An 18,001-nucleotide genomic window follows, 5' to 3' on the forward strand; every position below is an offset into this window, starting at 1 on the left:
CGCGAGAGGGGTGCCGTCGAGGGCTTGCAGGCTCAGCCCCACGCCCTGGGGCAGGGTGGCGGCCAGGGTATAGCTGTCGGGGCTATTTCCGGCGTTCTCGAGGCTGTGGACGAAGCACAGCGGGCGGGTCCCCTCGGCCTCGTGGGTGGAGAAGGCCTTCGCCCGCCTGCGAGAGCGCGCGCGGGTCGACCGCGCCCGTGCCACGCCCCACAAGCTGCGCCACGCCTACTCCACCGCACTCGTCGAGGCGGGGGTGGCCCTGGACGCGGTCAAGGACCTGCTGGGCCACGCCTCCATCAGCACCACCCAGATCTACCTGCACGCCACCCCCGGACGCCTGGCCGAGGCCGCACGCAAGCTGCCGCGCCTGCCGTAGCCCCCGCGCCCCCGTGGCCCCGTGGCCCCACGGTCTGACGGCCCGACGTCGCCCCCCCTCCGCCAGCACCTTACGGAAGGCCACCAGGAGCATGCCGCTGTTGTAGGTGTGTCGCAGGGGTCTTCGGAGCAGACCTCAGCCAGGCAGGCGAAGCGGCCACGGTCGCTCACCGCCGCTACCCACAGCAGCGGGTAGATCTCGGGGTTTGGGTAGCCACGGGACCAGGACGGTGGGTAAACCGGGCGGATCCCGCGGGGGATGTCCGGATCTGGCCCGAACCCCGCCGGCCCGCGGGGGCTTAGGCCTCCAGGGTATCCGGATCGGGACACTCCGGCAGCTGGTGCCGTGCCGCGGCGTAGGCCTCCCCGAGCGCGCCGAGGTCGTGCAGCGCCTTGGTACAGAAGGCCGCGCGGAGCGGCTGCAGGGCCTCCTCGAGCCGCCCCCAACCCGGCGGCAGTGTTCCGACCCCGGCCAGCCTGACCCGGGTCAGGAGCAGGTCAACCCACACGAGTACCCCCCGGGCGCGGGAGAAGGCGCTGTGGTCCTTGGCCCGGATCCAGGGCCTGCCCAGGGTCCGCCGCGCCTTCTTGACTAGGGGCTGCGGCCCGCGACCCGGGCTTGCCGTACTCGTGGGTCCACCCTGACTCGATGACCCCGCGGCCTGCGGGCACGGCCATCGTCACGTTGATCTGCTGGATGACTCCCCAGGACGCCTCGTACCACAGGCGCCAGCGACCGTCCTGCTGCTGCCAGACCGCGACATCGACCCCGTCGACCTCGCCGGGCGCCGTGAAGGGCTCCTCGAGCCCCCCTCACCCACGGTAGCCTCGACGGCCTCGGCCAGGATCACCTCACCGCCGCTGCGCAGCCGGCAGCCCAGCAGCACCTGGGAGCCGGGCTCGAGTGCCTCCGGCTCCAGCCGCACCGTGACACGCCGTACCGAGGTCAGGGTGCGGTCGGTGGCCTCGCTCGCCGGCTCCAGGTTGGCCGGGTCGAGCGGCACCCGCACCGTCTCGGCCTTCACCATGGGCTTCCCCTGGTCGTCTACCCCTGTGGCGTCGAGGAATTCCAGGTCGCCCAGGCGCCCGGCGTCGCGGTCGCGGAAGTCGAGCCCGGTCTCGGAGCTCAGCACCTCCAGGACCCTCCGCAGACCTTGCCAACCTAGGCCGGCCTCCCTGCACAGCCGCATCTTATCCGTGCAGGTTAGGGCCCCCGTGGCCGTGATCGCCTCCGGCACGTAGCTCAAGCGGACCTCCCCCCGGCTGGCATCGCCCACGCAGCCCAGCAGGGCTACTGGGCGCCAGCGGTAAGCGCGGCGGGCTCCCTCCGGGGTCGCCGCCAGCACCAGCCCCCCGTACAGGGGGTCCGGGGTGGGCAGACCGGCCGCAGCGCAGGCGGCCTGAAGGTTCTCGCCAGCCCGGAGGCGCTGGGTCAGCCGCACCAGGCGGGGGTCTCCCTCGACATCCGCCTTTCCCCACCGGCCAGTGAGGGCATGGGGCGCCGGGACGACGTGGCCGTACGCCAGGCGGGGGGCTGGCTGCGGCGCAGACTTCAGGGCCAGCACCCACAGCGTGAGCGTGCAGGTCGCTTCCCCGGAAAGGCGGCTCATGTACGGGCTGGTGCGAAGGGCGTCGAGGGCGTGGTCCTGATCCATGGCCCCCACTATCCGGGAACCGGGTGGTGGGGTTCAAGGTCCGGCGGTCGGGGTCCGGGGGCAGGCGGCCGTTCCGGGAAGCACGCCTGCCCTGGACCCCCGGTGCCAGCAGGGAGAGGGACCGGGCGCGGAGGGGTTCTGACGCCTGAGGGAGGCCTTGAAAGGCTCCACCTCATGCTGCACGACCATGAGCCTGCGGGGGCCGGCGGTGTTAACGGGGGCAGTCAGGGCTCACGCTGGCGCCCGGCCTCCTGGTCGCCAGTGGGCCGGGTCAGTCTCGGGGCGCCGACCCCCGCGGAAGCCATCGATGCAGCCAGGGGACGAATCCGCGCCCTCTGGCTCCGGGCGCACAGCCCCTTTGCGGGAAGGGGCCACCCCCAGCCGTAGGTCGCGGCCACATAGCTCGGGGCCCGGGGTATGGGCGTATTGGGGTTCAGACTACGCGATGCGCACCAGCCACGTCTCTCGGCACAGCGCCTCTAGTTGGGCAACCACAGCTCTCGCATGCTGTTCGCCAAAGCGCAACCCGATCTCCACGTTCCAGCGGAGCCCGGGATCGGTTAGGTTCGCGCTGCCAAGCACTCCCCACCTCCGATCCGCCACCACGATCTTGGCGTGTAACAAGCCCTTCTCCATCTGAGCACTGTAGATAGCCAGCGTTCCCTGTACGCGCAGCGCCTCTTGCTGCAGCCGGGCCAGCGCCCTAGCCTGGGGACTGCCCGGCTCGAGGGCGTCGTGGGTGATGATTGAGATGGCAGTCCCACGCCAGAGTGCCCTCAGAAGCTCGTCGCCGAGGTGAGCCATGCCCTGCTGTTCCAGGTAAGGGCTTACCAGCCACAGGTGTTGCTCGGCACTGGCGATAGCTTCCAGGATGGCTGCTGCGTAGCTACTCTCCCGGTTGGGGAGTGTCCAGAGAAGGTCGCTGTGATCCGCATAGCCCCCCAGGAACGCGGCCAGCCCCTGGGCCTGCAACCGCCCGCCCTCTAAGGCACCGTGACGCTGCAGGGCATCGTAGAGCCAAAGATATCCTCCCTCCCCTAAAAGGCTATCCGCCCACAGCAGGTCGTTGGCTGCGACCGGCTGGCCCAACCGACTCCAGAGTGCTGCCCCCAACAGGCGTAGGGTTTCGGAGGACCAAGTCATGGCTCCCAGAACCCTCGCAGCTGGCCGTACACCGGGTGGCTCCCTCCGTACAGCACCAGGCGGCTCAGACGGTGGTTGAAGTCGATGCAGTTGTGCTCGAGGTGGGTGCAGCCTACACAACTACCCCCTTCCTCGGCGCACAGCGGGTCGTAGATGCAGTTACGGCCGTCTTGGTGGACCTCCTGCAGCCAGTAGGGCAGCTGCTGTTCGAAGAGGGTGGTCAACCCGCCGATCTTGCTGGCCGCGTAGCGGTTGGCATAGAGGATCAAGCCCAGCGTCTCGGGCAGCAGATACTCCCCGATACTCTCCGGGGCGAAGCCACTCCAGACGATGTGCTGCATCATGAGGTGGGAAATGGTATGAAGCAGTGTGTACACCAGGGTGGGCGCCTCATCCTGTGAGGCGTGGAAAGCCCCGCCCCGCAGGCCAAGGCGCCAGAGCTCAGCCCAAGCTTCAGCGCCCTGGGATTCCTTTGGTGCTAAACCGTTGCGCACCAGCCAACGCAGTACGGACGTGGGGTCTAGCTGGAACCAGATGGCTTCAGTTTCAGTGGGCACGCAGTAGATGGGAGTCTTTCCGTCAACCGCAGGAAAGGCCCGCAGCATACTGCGCTGGGGATCGCGGGAAACCCGCGTGTATCCTATTGCAGCCAGTGCGATACGGAAGTTGCTGATCAGCCGGACATTGCCGAACCCCAGCAGCCCCCTCACCTGCTCAAATTCCTGCAAGTAGGACCCGGTATCGAACCCGCCCAGGGTGCTCCATCGGGCCGCTGCCATCGTGGGGGTGGTGAGCTCGGAGGTGTCTTCTAGAATGGCGTGCTCCACCAGGTGACGGCTCGGCGGCCCGATGATGGCACCTGCAGTGAGGCGACTCACCTCGGAAAGCGCCTGTGAGGAAGGGTCGTCCTTCATCAGAGCCTCCATGGCCCGTGCCCGCTCTGGCGCCACCTGTCGTAGCTCCTCGAGGAGTTGCTGGACTTCGGGGCTGGGTTGCTTTTTGGCCAAGACCTCCCGCACCTTGCCCGGCAGGAGACCCCACAGCTTGGCCAGCAACAACCCCTCACTCGATTTCTCTAGGCTGATGAGCAGGCTCTCCTGCTCCTTGTCGAAATTGAGGAACGGCAGCACGTGTGCGAGGTGGTTGGTTGGTTCCTTGGCCTCCACCTGACGCTGGAACTTTTCATCGGGCTTTGCTTTGCTGTACCCGCAATCGCAGGGCCACATCCGCAACCCGCCAAGCTCTTTACTCGAAGTCAGGGAGTACCAACGGGCATCGCGGGTACGTCCTGGGTTGAATAACCGGAGATCGTGGCCGCGGTACCTCGAGTCATACTCATCGGGGAAAGAAAGCTCTTGCAGCGCGCCGCAGTTGTGGACCTGGACTACCGTCATCCGCCCCAGCGGACCTTGGCAGCGCGGACACACTCCGGGGCGAGCCCTCCTCCGCTTGAGGCTGATCAGCTTCGCGGTATAGCCGCAGCGCGCGCAACTGAAGCTGCTGGGGAAGGGCTCCATCAGCACGCGGCTTGGCCGCCCTATCGCAAAAGCAGCAGGATTCAGCCGGTTGGTGGGATAACCCTGATGGAAGGCCCTACCGTCGAACTCCCAGCGCCTCACGTAGTCGTCAACAAGATTCAACAGCGCCCGCTGGTTGACGTCTACCTGGGGATCCAGCTCCACGCTTATTACCCGGCTCATGCCGAAGTCCTCATGTTCGGCCAGCGCCCCGGGCAAAAAGTTGTACAGGATTTGTGTCCTACCCCGTTCCATCAGCCCCCCCCCGCGTGAACCACTTTGCATCCTCGACCGAGTAGCTTGCTGCCAGGTTGACCAGAACCCCTTCCTCAACGTCGCGGAGGCTGGTCATCGGGTGGATGGCCTTCGTCAGGTACCGTTCCTGGCTGCTCGAAAGCGTGACCTGCAATCGGTCTAGCTCCTCCTCCAACACGACCGCCATGGCTTGCTCGAGGTCGAGCGGATAGACCCCTGCCCCCAGGCAGTAGGCTTCCTTAAGCTCCCTCAGCACCTGCAGCCGCTGCTGCGACAGGTATTGGCGGGCACCCTCCCGCTCCCACAGCCTGTTCACACCGGAGCGACTCCGCCCGAGGAGCACCGAAGCCAGCACCCCGGGTAGGGTGCGGTGCAGGGCGAATCGGGCGAAGCGGTTGATGGCCACTGGGTGCACCATGCGCTCGAGGTTGTCGTGGTACTCCACGAAGCGGCTATACACGCTGGAAGCGCGCAGATTATAACTGGCCAGGATGACCACCACCAGGCCCACGTGTTGCCGCCCGGCCCGGCTTGAGGCCTGGATGTACTCCTCAACGGTGCCCGGCAGGCGGTCCAGGGTCATGAGGTTGATGCGCTCGAGGTCCACCCCGTGGCTGATCATGTTGGTGGCCACTAGCGCATCGAGGAAGCTTTCCGACCCAAACGGAGGCGGGTTCTCGATCAGGCTCACCACCTGGGCGATATGGGCTGGGGTGGACTTGTTGTGGGTGTATTCCACACGGAAGAGCTGCCCCGATTCCAAGGTGTCCTTGATCCGGCTGCCGTTGGCCCGGCTGCCCACGTAGGCCAGCGAGGTGGAGTAGAGCTGGATCAAAGCGCTGGCCTCATCCGGGCTCAAGGTACGGCCTACCACGGCGCTCAGCTCGTAAGGGTTGCTGGCGAGACGCTTGATCTCGTCCAGAAGGATGCGGTGCACCAAGGCCGAGCTCTCGGCGGGGTGGGGGCGGCTCCAGAACGCGAGGAAGACCCGCGCGATCTTTTCTTGCCCCTCATCCCGCGCCACCTCGCTGTAGAACGTGCGGTAGCGGTCCATCCCGCGACCGGGGAAGCGCACCGCGTGCCGGACCCCGTAGAGGTGCCTGAGCTGGTGCTCGTAGCCGGCGATGGTCGCCGTGGCGGCCAGCACTTTGGCGGGCTTGGGCTCGAGGGAGCGGATCGTCGTCTCGTAGTGCCCGGCGAAGGCCCCCAGCTCCTCTTGTAACAGGTGGAGCTCGTCCTGGATGTGCAGGCTTGGCCCAGGGTCGTAGGTGTTTACGGTCTGCAGTTGCCGGCTGTTTACGGAGCAGTTCTTCACCAGGCACTTGTCCAGGAAGTACCCATGCTGCGGGCAGCGCCTGCGCACCTGCCAGAGCATGCTCAGCGCGGGCTGATAGGCCAGCGCCGCCATTTTGTCCACCGTGCCCACCACCACCGTACTCTGGTGCCGCAGCACCTCGGCGTCGCTCACGTCCAGTGGAAGCTGGTATCCGCACTGCCGGCAGCGGTGCTCGAAGCACAACCGGGCAGCCTGGGGATGCACTTCCACCGTGTCAAGCCCCCCGCAGGCTGGACAGTTGGGCACCAGGCGCAGTTTCTCCCGCTCGCCCGGCTGGCTCCAGCGCTGCAACTCGGCGTCGTCGAGCTGGTTGGGCGAGTTTCCCCTGCCCGCGAGGTAGCCCAGCCGGAATGGGTCCCCCTCGAGGCCCAGCGCCAACCGCTCCTGCTCCGCCCCGTGAAGCACGCGCATGGCTCGCTGCAACTGCTGCATCGAGAGCATCCGCAGGGGGAAGCGCAGCCAGGCGGTGACCCCCAGCCTCTTGCCCCGCAGGCGGTCGTAGAGCATGGCCGTGCACACTAAACCCAGGTACGCCTCGGTCTTGCCGCCGCCGGTGGGGAACCACAGCACCACCGCCCGGTCCAGGTCGTCGGCCCACTCGTAGCGCTCCCCAGCCCACTCGCCTGCCGTCTTCCCCTCGCGCAGCGCGAGGGCGGGCAGCTGGCTGACGATGAAGACGATCTGAAACAGCCGCCAACTGGGGTAAGGGGAGATGCAGGCGAAGACCCGGTTCATGGCGGTGAAGGCCTGCTCGAGTCGGGCGTCGGCCCGGAGGGCGGCCAATCCGGCGGCGAAGCGGTGGATCTCCTCGCGGAACTGCCGCAGGTCCGCCCGAGCCGCCTCGGCGAACTCGCCGGTATACCCTCTGCGGTCCAGTTCCCGCTCCCAGGATTGGGCGTAAGCCCGCATGGCTTCGTGGATGCCCTGGAGCACCTCGAGAGGGCGTTGGGCCAGATCCTGAAAGGGGGCCGGGGGCTCAGAGCGCGTGGTCATGCGTTTCTGGCGGGATATAGCCAGGCAGCGGGTGGTCAAGCAGTTGCCCTCCCGCAGCGCTCCGCAGTTCCTTCCGACTACCCACACGTCGCGGTCAAACTGGTAATCCTCGGCCACAGGGAGGATCTCCACCGGGACCAGCGTGCCCTGCACGCGCACCCGCAACCGCACGTCCGCGATGATCCGGTAGTTGTTCTCGGTGGGGTTGTCGCCCTGGGGGGTCTCGTTGCGCAGGTATACCGTGACGCGCTTGCGGTCCCCATAGTGCCGGGCCACCACTTGCAGGCGCACCTTAAGGGGGGGGATGTCGAGCGGCCTGTTTTCCAAGGCTCCTTGCAACCACTTGGTGAAAGCCTCTGCTGAGGTTGTGGCGCTCGCGGGTACCGAGGGCCTGCGGTCGATCACGCGCCACGCATCGGCTCGCGCTGCCAGAGACTGGGTTGCTTTGTCCAGCAACTGCTGTATGTGCCCGCGGTCATCCCCGTCCGCGAGCGGGAGCTCCAGTGGGCCAAAGGATAGGTCGCAGCGCTCAATGACCTCGACCAGGGTACCCTCTCCGCCTCCGCTCGCTTCGCCAGCGACGGACTGCTGCTCGGCCAGCGTGGGCAGCCGCCGAACGTAGAAGGCAAGCTGACCCTCGACCTCGATGCTTCCCGGCTCTCCGTCGCGCACCATGAACTCCAGCCCCAGGCTGCTGGGCTGCTTATAGGTATCAGCGTTTGGGTCATAAGGGGCCAGCACGCCCAGCTGGCATACGTCCACCGGCTGCCGTGCCACATGACGTCTCGGGTCACGTCCCGCCAGGCGGTGCTCCAGCACCCGCGTCAGGTGATCCACCAGCTTGATCTCGTCGTTGTAGCTGATCTGGCTCATGAGCGTCGAACTACCCTCCTCACATCCACCGCGCTGAGCAACTCTTCCAGGGATATCCCCTGCTGCCTCGCTTCCCGCAACGACCCCTCGTACCCGCTGCCGCTGACGATGCTCTCCAGCACTCGGTGCAGCAGCCGGCCCAATTGGCGATGCCTCGTGCGGTGATTCTCGATGGCCTGCCACAGCTGGGGGCGCTTTAGGGTCTCGGGGAGCCCCATGATACCGGTCAGAAGCAGGAAGTCATCGTACTGCTGGGGGGCAAGGGTCTGCCCCTGGGTAAACCAGCTTCGTACCGTTGTGGGGTCACGTTCCAGGCCGCGACGTGCCAGCTCGCGGTGCAACTCCGCCAGGTTGGGATACTGCGCTTGCAGGGCTCGCTTGGCCGCTTCCCACAATTCCAAGTACAGCCGTTCCTCCACCCGTACCAGCGGCTGCAAGGCTTCGCTGATGCGCTCGAAAAGGTCATCGTATACGCCGTCGACGAAGATGATCATCCGGTCGCCGGGTTGTAGCTGTTGCGCGGGCTTTTCCGCGTGGCCTTGCCCGGGCACGAACAGAGGGACCAACCGGGTCCTGGGCAGGTAGAGGATCAGCCCGCCCTCCAGTTCCACCTCCATCTCCTCGGCTGTCGGGCCGCGGTTCCCGCCGGCCCGCGGGTTTGCCTGATACTCTGCCAAGGCGTGCAGATCAAGCTGCGGTACCTCCTCCGTCAGGACATTTAGGGGCTGGACCAGCGCTGTCCGTAGGGAAAAATCCAACCTGGCGGCGGGGAAGTCTGGCGGAGAAGGGGGCTTCAGGCCCAGGGAATGCAGGACCTGGCCGCGCGCCGTTACCAGACGTTCCAGCCAACGCTGACGCTGTTCGTAGAGATAGCTCTCGATGCGTGCCTCGAAAGGGTAGGCTAGGACCGCTATCTTGGCCGATCCCAGGTCCAAGTAGCGCTGGCTGGCGCTGCGGTAGCCAAGCAGCAACCGTTCCTCCGGTCCCAACCCCTGTGCTGCCCGGCGTTCCTCCTCGTTGGACCACAGCACCTCGGCAGAGCCTCCGAAGCCTATGAACAGCTGCCGAGGACTGACGGCCATGCATAGGCTCTGCAGTAGGGTTGCCTCAGCCCGGGTGGTGGCTACCACCCAACAGGATCGCCGCTCCGCGTTGCGCTGCTCCAGCCACTCCACGAGAGCGAAAAACTTAGGTGGCAGATCGCGCTGGTGCAGGGCTTCGTAGGCTTCGCTCAGTCGATCGAGCACCCGTCGCCACAGCAGGCGCTGCACTGGATGGGAGGGGGCTTCCGGCTCGAGGGAGGCCAGGCGGTCGCGCAGGGTGGGTCGTCCCCCGTCCTTGCGCAGGCTCTCAAGTCGGTACAGCGGCACGCTGAGCGTGCGCAGCTGGTGGAACAAGCCCCAGGCCTGCCGGAGGGGGAAAAACCCTTCGAAGGTCGCCTGGGCCTCGGCCAGCTGCTGGTAAGCCGCCCAAAGAACCTCGTCTAGCTCGGCGTCTTCAATCACCTCTACCCAGCGGTGGGGCAGCGATGGGGTTAGGGGCTCGGGGCGTTCGCGCCCATCGAACTCCCGGGCCACCCATGCTTTGGCCGTCTCGTCCCATAGCACAGCCGACGCGCCCAGTCGAGTCAGCCTGGCCTCATCGAGTGGCGGGGTAACGGCTAGGTAGTGGCTGAAGGGAAGGTCCTCCAGGCAAGCCAAGGCCCGGGGATCGGTGGCATCGACGACTACGGCGGCGAAGGGGTGCTCGAGCGGCCAGCCGGGGTTGGCGAGGTAGATCGCCGGCCGGCTGCCCGGCGGATGGTAGCGGGAGAGGGTGCGGATCTCCCAGAAGCGCTCCAGACTGTCCCCCGCCTCTCCCAGGCGGAACTCGCGCAAGCTTTCTCGCAACTGGCCTACCTGGCGGGTGACGATAAGCAGGTTGCCTTTCAAGTATGGGGAGTAGTACTTCTCCCGGTGGAAAAAATCGGCGACCAACAGGCCTACCGCCAGGGCTTGGGGTAGGGGGCTCGGGCGGGCGGAGTCCATCAGGATCAGGCGCCGGCTCCGCTCCCAGGCGCGCCGCCCCAGCACGCTGGATAACCGGGCATAGATGTCGAAGCCCCGCGGGTAGATACGGCGCAGGAGGGCATCGTCAATCAGATTGTCCCGGGCAATCCCCCACATCAGCAAATCGAAGGCTCTACTCCAAGGGCCGCGCACTGGGCAACATAGCTTTCAGCCAAGGGTTGTCCCTTTAGGGTCTCACCCAGCGCCAAAGCTACCGCGAACAGGTTTTTGGCAACGGGATCTTCCTGACACCAGACCGCTTCCGCCCCTCCTCCGTATCCCGGTTCGAGCTCCAGGATCGCGTCGTAGAGCTGGGCCTGCGTACCGCGCTTGGAGTGGTCATTGGCGCTTTCCGCGAGCACCACCGCGGCAGCGCGCAAACGCAGCCCGTTTGCGCGCAGGGCACTGGCCAGGGCTTCCCAGGCCCTGAGTTCACGGTTGTGGTAGCTCAAAATGATCCGGCCTCCCCTGCGCAGGCTGCGTAGTGACTCCTTGAAGATCGCCTCGAGTCGCTCAGCGTAGCCTGCGGCGCTGATGCCGCGCACTGGATTCGGCACCGCCTCTCGCTCCTCGTCGACGGACATCGGCTGGTATTGACCCAGCCAGAAGTGAAACAGCCGGGCCATTTCCCCGTACTGCACGTCGTCAAAGTAGGGAGGATCCGTGAGTACCAAGTCCACGACCCTTCGCTTTAGGGCCTGTCGTTCGCTGCTACCCGCGACCAGCCGGACACGCCCCTTGTTCTCCAGCCCCTGGTACCAGTCGGCGGCTCGGTAAGCAGCCTCGAGGCGTCGTCTGAGCACACCTCGGCCGACGCTCGCCAGCGGGTTGGCCTCGAAGGCAACGGGCGGGATGGCGTAGCGGTGATTGGCCACACCCTCGATGCCCTTGCAGTAGAGCCGGTCCCAGCGGGCCAGCAGGGCGCCCATTTCCCCAAGTCCCAGCACCGCCAGGGCCAGGCGGTTGCGCACCCCGGCAGGCATCCGGCGCTCCCTCAGGTAGTCAAGCCCCTCCAGGATCACCGCCGCTTGAGCCTCGCTGTACACGTCCCCCCAGTACTGTAACCCGCTTCTGTGCAGCCGCCGGGTCTCCAGCCCGGCCTTGATGGAATGTCTCAGCTGGGGAAAGCTGCTGCTGGCTGGAATAAAGGCTACCGGGTCGCCCTCCACGGCCGGGCGCACCAGTACCCGGCCGTTTTCCTCCTCCAGTACGAGCGGTGCTGTCCAGCCAGCCGTTGAGACGGCGCTGACCGCACCGCAGTGGGGGCAAGCCTCCTTGCCCGCCGGGGTGACAGGGGGCTCATAGCCACAAGCGCAGTGGGCCTCGAGGGAGACATTACCGCATCGGCGACAGCCGTGATACGCCTCGTTCCCGTTGCGCCGCACCTTGCTCAGCACCCCTTCCGGATAGAGCGGAAAGGTGGCCTCGCATCCCAGGCAGCGCACGACCCTCACCCGCAGGATGCCCGCCAACTCCCGGCCATCCCCCCGCTGGTAATACCGGCGGAGTGGGTCGAGGTGACGCAGCAGGCGCTCCCCCTCTACGCGCAGCCGCTCAGGATCGGCTTGGCTCAGGGCCGTCTGCAGGCCGAACACCGGCCATGGGTACAGGTCCTGCGCATACGCGGACAGGCCTGAAGCTGCAGCCTCGAGGGCCACCGTTCCGCCGCCGCTGAAGGGGTCCGCTACGTAGCGGACCCCTTGAGATCGAGCAGCCTCGAGCAAAGCCCGGATCAGGCTATGGGGGCGCCGGGCCCACCACCGAAACACCGAGATGGCCGGGTTGTGGTGCTCCCTTCGGCGAGTCTCCTGCTCCACCCAGGCGCTGAGCGCTGGCCAATCAATTGCGGTGATGATGCTTGCCACCCGGCCACCTCAGCAAATTGGGAAAGCAGCGGGTGGTACGTAAGTCCGGAACGGGCTACCACCCCCCGCCGCTTGTCTACCTGCTGCCCCGTTTATACCCTTTGCCAAGGTGCAGATACGGATTTTGAAGTGCGTGTGGATGAGCGGGCAAGACCGAATTCCGCCTTCGTCGGCTCCACGCAGTTGCGCCGCCTTCGACCGGAGGATAGGGCTCCGTAGCCTCACAACTGCCATTTCCAGGAAACGAGATGCCAGAAATAGCGGCATGATTATGGAAACTTTATCACGATTCCTACTTGGTATGGGTTTTTTGCCACCGTGGGCAGATCCGGTCGCCATTTAGCGGTCGAGGGTTGATGGAGGCATAGGCTTGCCAGGAGCCTTAGCCTTGATGAGCGACCCGCGTTATCGGAACTGGCGTTATCCGCTGTAGGGGATGACGGCTTTAGTGCTTGTGGCCTTCGTGCGTCGGGTAGACTCCCTGCGCGGCGCGGACCGCTTTGCCCAGGCCAAACCCTCTGTCCACAGGGCTCTGGGCCCACGCAGCACCTTAGGGAGCACTGCCACCGCCGAATTCATCCGCCGTGCGGCTGCACCAGCCGTAGTGCCTACGCTCGGCCCAGCAGTGGGGCCACCGCCGCGACCACCAGCCACACCCCCAGCAGGCCTATGACTGCCCCGGCAAGGCGTAGGGCCGTGCTAGGGCGCCGCACCCCCCCTGACAGCCGCCAAACGCCCCTAAGCAGAGCATCCCAGCAGCGGGCATACCCCCGCCTACCAGTCCCGCCCGGGCCAGCTCAGAGGCCCAGCGGAGGCGCCCGCCGGGGTGCTGAGTGTGAGGGCCACGCCCCCCAAAGCCAGGCCTACCCTCAGCCCACCGAGCAGTACCAGCGGGCTCGCCAGCGCCGTGCGGAGCCAACGCCCATTGCGACGCAGCTCCCGCCGCACCATGGCGCGTGCTGCGCCAAGGCCACGTTGCAGCCCGCCCAGGGCCGCAACTACGGCCGCCCAGGCCGCGGCCTGCGCGAAACTCGGTGGAGCCCCGCCCTTCGAGAGACCCGCAGGGGGCCCGGCCGGGCCCCCTGCGCTCGAGATCCCTGTGCCTTTGACATCCTCCCCGGCCTGAAGGCCGGAGATTCCTACGGCGCTCGGGCGTGGCATGAGCCGCTCCTGAGTCGCTTCGGCGGGTTCCTGGGCCGAGTGCGCTTGCCGCTGCTCGTTTCTCCACAGGCGTTACTTCCGGCATGCCCTGCCGTAGACCAGCGTGGTTATTGCTGGTGGAGGTATTATAGGACGGCTGCGTCGTCCGCGCTATCCTTCCCCGCCCTGAACGGCGGGGCTTGCCGCGCACCAGGTCAGACCTTCAGCGGCATCACCACCGCCTGGTAGCCGTCGGGCTCGGCGGCCTCCACGCGGGTCGGGCGGGCGGCGCCCGCCGGCTCCAGCCGCACCCGGCCCTCCAGGGGGGCCAGCGCCTCGAGCAGGTACCGCGCGTTGTAGCTGACGCTGAAGGGGGTACGCCCCGCGACCTTCGCGGGGAGCTCCTCCTCCGAGCGGCCCCACTCGCCCGTGGCCGCCAGGTGCAGGCCCTGCGCGAGGAAGGTCAGGTCCACGCGGTGCGCCTCCTTCCCCAGCACCGGCCGCAGCCGCTGCAGGCTGTGGCGCAACGCCTCGGCCTCGAGCTCCGCCGCCGCCTCCCACTCGCGGGGGATCACCCGCTCGTAGTCGGGGAAGTCGCCATTCCCCAGCCGCAGCGCCATGCGGGCGCGGGCGCCCTCGAGGGTGAGCGTGCCGTCGGTCACGCCCCAGGCCAGCTCGGCCTCCTCGTCCTTGAACACCCGCAGCGCGTCGTCCACCGCCTCGCGCGGCAGCAGCAGGCGCGGCCCTGGGGTGAGGGGCGGGCCCTGCAGGGCCAGGCGGTAGCCGTCCGAGGCCACCGCGCGCAGCGCGGCCCCGCCCGCCGCCAGCTCCAGCAGCACGCAGCGGAAGGCGTAGCCCCCGCCGGAGGACGCGGTGGCGTAGCGCACCCGGCCCAGCGCGCCCAGCAGCGCCGGGGCGCTCAGCCTGCCCGAGGTCGGGCCGAAGGCGGCGTCGGGGTAGCCCGTGGGGTCGCTCACGCTCAGGCGGCCCTCGAAGGGGCCCGAGCGCAGCTCGAGGCCCTGCCCCTCCTCCAGCCGCAGCGCCACCTCCTCGCCCGGGGCCGAGTGGGCCAGCCGGGCCAGCACCCCCGCGGGCACCAGCGTCCTCCCCCGGCCCTCGACCCGCGCCGCCAGGCGCAGCTCGAGGTCGTGGGCGCCGTCGCTGCCCAGCAGCCGCAGGCCCTCCTCGCCCGCCTGCACCATCACCAGCGCGCGGAGGGGCGACTGGGGCGCCCGGGGCACCACCCGCTCGATGAGCCCCACCGCTTCCTTGAAAGCCTTGGTTTCCACAGTTGCTTGCATGCTGCCTCCTATCAATAAAAATTGTACCAAAATATCCGAGCGCGGGACGTGAAGGGCGGCGTGGACCACGCCGCCCGCTCGGAATTGAGCCTCCGGGCTTACGCGGGCAGGCCGCAGGCCAGGTGGGCGGCCCACTCCTGCACCCGCCCGGCCAGTGAAGCCGCACCCGCGGCCCGGCGATGCCGGTACTCATGCGTGCGCAGCGTGACGCGGATGCGCGCGTTCGCGGGGCGCTCGAGGGGGAAGACGTAAGCGCTCTGCCCCACTGCCCCACCTCACAGCGCCACCAGCCGGGCCGCGGCCACCGCGGCCTCCAGGCTGGGGTAGCCCCGGCGCTGCAGGGCCTTGAGGGGGGTCTCCTCCTCGCCCAGGGGGCCCAGGCCCAGCGCCCCCTGCGGGGTGAGGGCCACCAGCCCCTCGCCGTAGGCCAGGTAGACCAGGCTCTCCCCTACCCAGGCCACGGGCTGCTGCATCGTGGGCGCCCGGCCCGCGCAGCCCACCGCCCGCGCCAGCAGCTTCGTGAGGTCGTCCCTGGCGGTGGCGGGGACCCACTGCGCCAGCAGCGCCAGCGCGGCCACGTCGCGGGGGTGCGCCCTCAGGAAGGCTGCCACCGCCTGCACCTCGAGGTCGCTGGCCGACCACAGCCGCCGCCAGCGCCCCCCGGTGCAGGGCCGCAGGCCCTCCCGATAGGGGATCGTCCCCTCCTCCAGCCACTGCCCGCTGCGCGGGCCCACCACCACCTTGTAGCGCTCGGACAGCGCGAGCACACGCTGCACCGGGGGGCAGACCCCCAGCCGCTCCTTGGCCCACAGATCGCTGAGGGGCCCGACCGGGCCCAGGTAGGGGCGCAGCTCCTCGAGCGGCGCACCCCCCACCTCCAGCGTGCGCCCCTTCAGCAGCAGCCAGCGCAGCCGTCCGCGCCGGAGGACTAGGGCGCCGGGGACCTCCTCCACCTCGTCCTGCACCTCGCAGCGGAAGAGCGGGTCGAGCGACCAGACCGCCAGGCGCTTGACGAGCTCGCGCACGGCGTTGCTCCGGGCCGGGGCGCCCTGCGCTTCGGCGGCCCAGGGCGTGAAGGGCTCCTGCCGCAGGGGCTCGGCCAGTTGCGGCGGGCAGTCGGCCGGCAGGAGGGCGTGGTGGGAGGGGAAGCTGTGGAGCAGCTCCCCACGGTGGTACAGCAGGATCGAAGCACCCTCCAGCAGGCCCCACTCGCCCCAGGTGTAGACCTGCCGCAGCGGCATGCCGGCGGGCAGCACGGCGTGCGGCCAGCGGGCCCAGAGCCAGCGGCGCTGGAGCAGGTCCCACTCCCAGCCCTCGTGCTCGGGGCTGACCTCGCACGGCAGCGAGGGGAAGGGCTGGTAGGGCCGCTCGCTCTGCCGCCACCAGCGCAGGCGGGCGCGCAGCTGCGCGGGCAGCTCGGCAGGCACGGGGTGCCGGTCCAGCCACTCCAGCAAGGCCTCGTCGGGCCGCTCCTCGCCCGGGCCCCACACCCTCTTCCCGTGCAGCCAGAGTTCGTCGTTGAGCGGGTCGAATCGCAACATCCCATACCTCCTATCCCCCGCATCTTAGCCCGCCGATGCTAGATATTGCTATGTATTAACTAAGTAGGAAGTCTGGGCAAGACTCGTCTCAGTTGAATATATTAAGATATTATATTTTTCGATGGGAGGTTATATGCAGATGGACATGACCGTGATCGGGCTCGACCCCCACCCCCGCGGAGCCTTCGGGGTGCTTATCGCCGGCGGCCGGGTGCAGCCGGCGCACTTTGTGCGCGAGCCGCGGCAGCCGGGGGAGTTCTCGCTGGAGGCGCTGGAGCGGCTGGCGCAGGGGGCGGTGGTGGGCTTGGAGCTGATTGGCCCCATTCTGGGCGAGCCGGGCAAGGACCGACCGCGGCTAGAGGCTACCCGACGCATGGGGCAGGAGCTCGAGCGGCGGCTGAGGGACGTGACCAAGGTGTGGACCTACCCCGGCCGCTGGCCTACGCGGCGCCCCGACCCCCGCCGGGGCGAGGGGGCCTGGATGCACCGCCTCACCGGGCGTAGCTACAGCCCGCCCACTGAGACCGTGGCCTACCTGTACGCCCTCTGGGGCGCGGCGTTGCCGGAAGAGCTTTCGCAGCACCATTGGGACGCGCTGGGGGTCGCCACCCTGGCCGCGCGCGAGGCCGGGTGGCTGCCCCCACCCTAAGCAGGCACAGGCGCGACCGGCGGGGCTCCTGGTGGGAGCCCCGCCCCGTTGTCGCAGGGTTCGAAGCTGCACTCGTGCGCCTCGGCCCAACCCAGGACAGCCAGGCAGGCCCACAGCGGCCCCACCCCCAGCAGCGCGCCGTCGCGGCGGCGCACCGCCACCACCACCTCCGCCAGGCCCAGCCGCTCGAGCTGCTCGGCGGGGGGTAGGTGGGCCACCGCCCTCCAGCGCTCGGGCCCCAGCCCCACGCACGGGCCGAGGGTCCGCTCGAGGTCGCTCCACAGGCTACCGTACAGGCTACCGTGCCGTCGCTTCATGGTCCTTTAGTATATCAATGGTATGATAATTTTGGATAGGAGGAATCCATGGTAAACCAAGTTAAGCTCATCGGCGCCGTGGTGCGCAGCGAACTGCGCAACATCGGCAAGAACCTCACCCCCCTGCTCGAGGTCACCCTGGCCGGGGTGGACGAGGTGGGCGAGAAGCGCTTCGCCTGGTACCACCAGGTGAGCTACCTGGGCAAGCGCGCCGAGCGCCTGGCGGAGCTGCTGGCCCCCGGCGCGGGGGCGGTGGCGGTGGGCCAGCTGGAGTACCGCAGCTGGGAGGGCCCCGACGGGGAGAAGCGCAGCCGGGTGGAGGTCAAGGCCGCCGCGCTGGAGGTCTTCACCCCGCCCCTGGAGCACCTCGACGCCGACTCCGCCGACAACCCGCGCCTGTGCGAGGGGGCGGTGAACCGGGTGACGCTGGTGGGCAACCTCACCCGCGACCCCGAGCAGGGCGAGCGGGGCCCGGTGAAGGCGGGCCTCGCCGTCACCGAGTGGGTGCCCGGCCGCGGGGGGAAGGAGGGCCACGAGAAGGCCCACTTCTTCGACCTGGTGGCCTGGAACGGGGCGGGGGGCACGCTCAAGGAGTGCGGCAAGGGCTGCCCGCTGCTGGTGGAGGGCCGCCTGGTCGGGGAGAGCTGGGAGGCTCCTGACGGGCAGCGCCGCTACGCCACGCGCGTGGAGGTGGCCCGGGTGATCCCGCTGCTGCGCCCCGCAGGCGGCCCGGCCGCTTAGCCCCGCAGGACCAGACGGAAGAACCCCCCGGCTCTTGCCGGGGGGAGTTCTTGTGCTATATTGGGGCTGGTTCATGCGGGTTCGCCCGATGATCCGTGTCAGGAGGCCGCCCCCGGCTGGGGGCGGCGCTCCTTTGCTCAGTCGGCCCCGCGCCCGGCGGAGGCCCCGGGCGCGGGGCCAGCGACCAGATCTACGCCGCCGACCTGGCCTACCTGCAGGGGGTGCGGCTGCACTGGGCCCAGCCCCTGCTGC

Annotated in this window: 15 protein-coding genes; 3 read left to right on the forward strand and 12 right to left on the reverse strand. The window is 68.3% G+C overall.

What is annotated here, in order from left to right; translation table 11 throughout:
• The coding region (locus Mrose_RS19490; RefSeq protein WP_245969972.1) for a hypothetical protein at nt 1-204 on the reverse strand (204 nt) is incomplete at its 3' end.
• Between Mrose_RS19490 and Mrose_RS15025 the strand changes: the two genes are divergently transcribed.
• Nucleotides 146-376 carry a tyrosine-type recombinase/integrase gene (locus tag Mrose_RS15025; RefSeq protein ID WP_420808360.1) on the forward strand — a complete coding sequence of 77 codons (231 nt, stop codon included), beginning with the start codon at nt 146-148 and terminating at the stop codon, nt 374-376. The genes Mrose_RS19490 and Mrose_RS15025 overlap by 59 nt on opposite strands.
• A gap of 298 nt (nt 377-674) precedes the next feature.
• On the opposite strand, the gene Mrose_RS15030 is transcribed toward Mrose_RS15025, so the two are convergent.
• From Mrose_RS15030 to Mrose_RS15070, 10 genes are all read right to left on the reverse strand, one after another.
• Nucleotides 675-884, reverse strand: a complete 210-nt coding sequence (locus Mrose_RS15030; RefSeq protein WP_119279630.1) for a hypothetical protein — start codon at nt 882-884, stop codon at nt 675-677.
• Between the two features lie 171 nt (nt 885-1,055).
• Nucleotides 1,056-2,030, reverse strand: coding sequence for a hypothetical protein (locus Mrose_RS15035; protein ID WP_119279632.1), 975 nt, complete (start codon nt 2,028-2,030; stop codon nt 1,056-1,058).
• Nucleotides 2,031-2,468: 438 nt separating this feature from the next.
• Nucleotides 2,469-3,173: a phospholipase D-like domain-containing protein gene (locus Mrose_RS15040; protein ID WP_119279633.1), complete on the reverse strand. Its 705-nt coding sequence runs from the start codon at nt 3,171-3,173 to the stop codon at nt 2,469-2,471.
• Nucleotides 3,170-4,945 carry a hypothetical protein gene (locus Mrose_RS15045; RefSeq protein ID WP_119279635.1) on the reverse strand — a complete coding sequence of 592 codons (1,776 nt, stop codon included), beginning with the start codon at nt 4,943-4,945 and terminating at the stop codon, nt 3,170-3,172. The genes Mrose_RS15040 and Mrose_RS15045 overlap by 4 nt, the downstream gene beginning before the upstream one ends.
• Nucleotides 4,932-8,147 carry a helicase-related protein gene (locus tag Mrose_RS15050; RefSeq protein WP_119279637.1) on the reverse strand — a complete coding sequence of 1,072 codons (3,216 nt, stop codon included), beginning with the start codon at nt 8,145-8,147 and terminating at the stop codon, nt 4,932-4,934. Before Mrose_RS15050 ends, Mrose_RS15045 begins: the two co-directional genes overlap by 14 nt.
• Nucleotides 8,144-10,312, reverse strand: a complete 2,169-nt coding sequence (locus Mrose_RS15055) for a DISARM anti-phage system protein DrmE domain-containing protein (RefSeq protein WP_119279639.1) — start codon at nt 10,310-10,312, stop codon at nt 8,144-8,146. Before Mrose_RS15055 ends, Mrose_RS15050 begins: the two co-directional genes overlap by 4 nt.
• Complete coding sequence (locus Mrose_RS15060) at nt 10,312-12,060, reverse strand: hypothetical protein (RefSeq protein ID WP_119279641.1); 1,749 nt, start codon at nt 12,058-12,060, stop codon at nt 10,312-10,314. The genes Mrose_RS15055 and Mrose_RS15060 overlap by 1 nt, the downstream gene beginning before the upstream one ends.
• A gap of 1,355 nt (nt 12,061-13,415) precedes the next feature.
• Complete coding sequence (locus Mrose_RS15065; protein WP_119279643.1) at nt 13,416-14,501, reverse strand: DNA polymerase III subunit beta; 1,086 nt, start codon at nt 14,499-14,501, stop codon at nt 13,416-13,418.
• A 98-nt stretch (nt 14,502-14,599) separates the two neighbouring features.
• Nucleotides 14,600-14,767 (reverse strand): hypothetical protein, encoded by a 168-nt coding sequence (locus Mrose_RS18950; protein WP_182482853.1) that lies wholly within the window; start codon nt 14,765-14,767, stop codon nt 14,600-14,602.
• Nucleotides 14,768-14,776: 9 nt separating this feature from the next.
• On the reverse strand, nt 14,777-16,042 hold the full coding sequence (locus tag Mrose_RS15070; RefSeq protein ID WP_119279644.1) for a hypothetical protein: 1,266 nt from the start codon (nt 16,040-16,042) through the stop codon (nt 14,777-14,779).
• A gap of 133 nt (nt 16,043-16,175) precedes the next feature.
• Between Mrose_RS15070 and Mrose_RS18955 the strand changes: the two genes are divergently transcribed.
• Nucleotides 16,176-16,691 carry a hypothetical protein gene (locus Mrose_RS18955; RefSeq protein ID WP_182482854.1) on the forward strand — a complete coding sequence of 172 codons (516 nt, stop codon included), beginning with the start codon at nt 16,176-16,178 and terminating at the stop codon, nt 16,689-16,691.
• On the opposite strand, the gene Mrose_RS18960 is transcribed toward Mrose_RS18955, so the two are convergent.
• Nucleotides 16,688-17,008, reverse strand: a complete 321-nt coding sequence (locus Mrose_RS18960) for a hypothetical protein (protein ID WP_182482855.1) — start codon at nt 17,006-17,008, stop codon at nt 16,688-16,690. The two genes, Mrose_RS18955 and Mrose_RS18960, sit on opposite strands and share 4 nt — an antisense overlap.
• 48 nt (nt 17,009-17,056) lie before the next feature.
• Here Mrose_RS18960 and Mrose_RS15085 point away from each other — a divergent pair, with 48 nt between their 5' ends.
• Nucleotides 17,057-17,749, forward strand: a complete 693-nt coding sequence (locus tag Mrose_RS15085; protein WP_119279646.1) for a single-stranded DNA-binding protein — start codon at nt 17,057-17,059, stop codon at nt 17,747-17,749.
• Nucleotides 17,750-18,001 lie beyond the last annotated feature (252 nt).

The sequence above is a fragment of the Calidithermus roseus genome (assembly GCF_003574095.1).
Taxonomy (GTDB): Bacteria; Deinococcota; Deinococci; order Deinococcales; family Thermaceae; genus Calidithermus; species Calidithermus roseus.

Coding starts and splice junctions, on each gene's coding strand:
- Mrose_RS15035 (WP_119279632.1), bottom strand. CDS start 2,030: ATGGATCAGGACCACGCCCTCGACGCCCTTCGCACCAGCCCGTACATG.
- Mrose_RS15040 (WP_119279633.1), bottom strand. CDS start 3,173: ATGACTTGGTCCTCCGAAACCCTACGCCTGTTGGGGGCAGCACTCTGG.
- Mrose_RS15045 (WP_119279635.1), bottom strand. CDS start 4,945: ATGGAACGGGGTAGGACACAAATCCTGTACAACTTTTTGCCCGGGGCG.
- Mrose_RS15050 (WP_119279637.1), bottom strand. CDS start 8,147: ATGAGCCAGATCAGCTACAACGACGAGATCAAGCTGGTGGATCACCTG.
- Mrose_RS15055 (WP_119279639.1), bottom strand. CDS start 10,312: ATGTGGGGGATTGCCCGGGACAATCTGATTGACGATGCCCTCCTGCGC.
- Mrose_RS15065 (WP_119279643.1), bottom strand. CDS start 14,501: ATGCAAGCAACTGTGGAAACCAAGGCTTTCAAGGAAGCGGTGGGGCTC.
- Mrose_RS15070 (WP_119279644.1), bottom strand. CDS start 16,042: ATGTTGCGATTCGACCCGCTCAACGACGAACTCTGGCTGCACGGGAAG.
- Mrose_RS18955 (WP_182482854.1), top strand. CDS start 16,176: ATGCAGATGGACATGACCGTGATCGGGCTCGACCCCCACCCCCGCGGA.
- Mrose_RS18960 (WP_182482855.1), bottom strand. CDS start 17,008: ATGAAGCGACGGCACGGTAGCCTGTACGGTAGCCTGTGGAGCGACCTC.
- Mrose_RS15085 (WP_119279646.1), top strand. CDS start 17,057: ATGGTAAACCAAGTTAAGCTCATCGGCGCCGTGGTGCGCAGCGAACTG.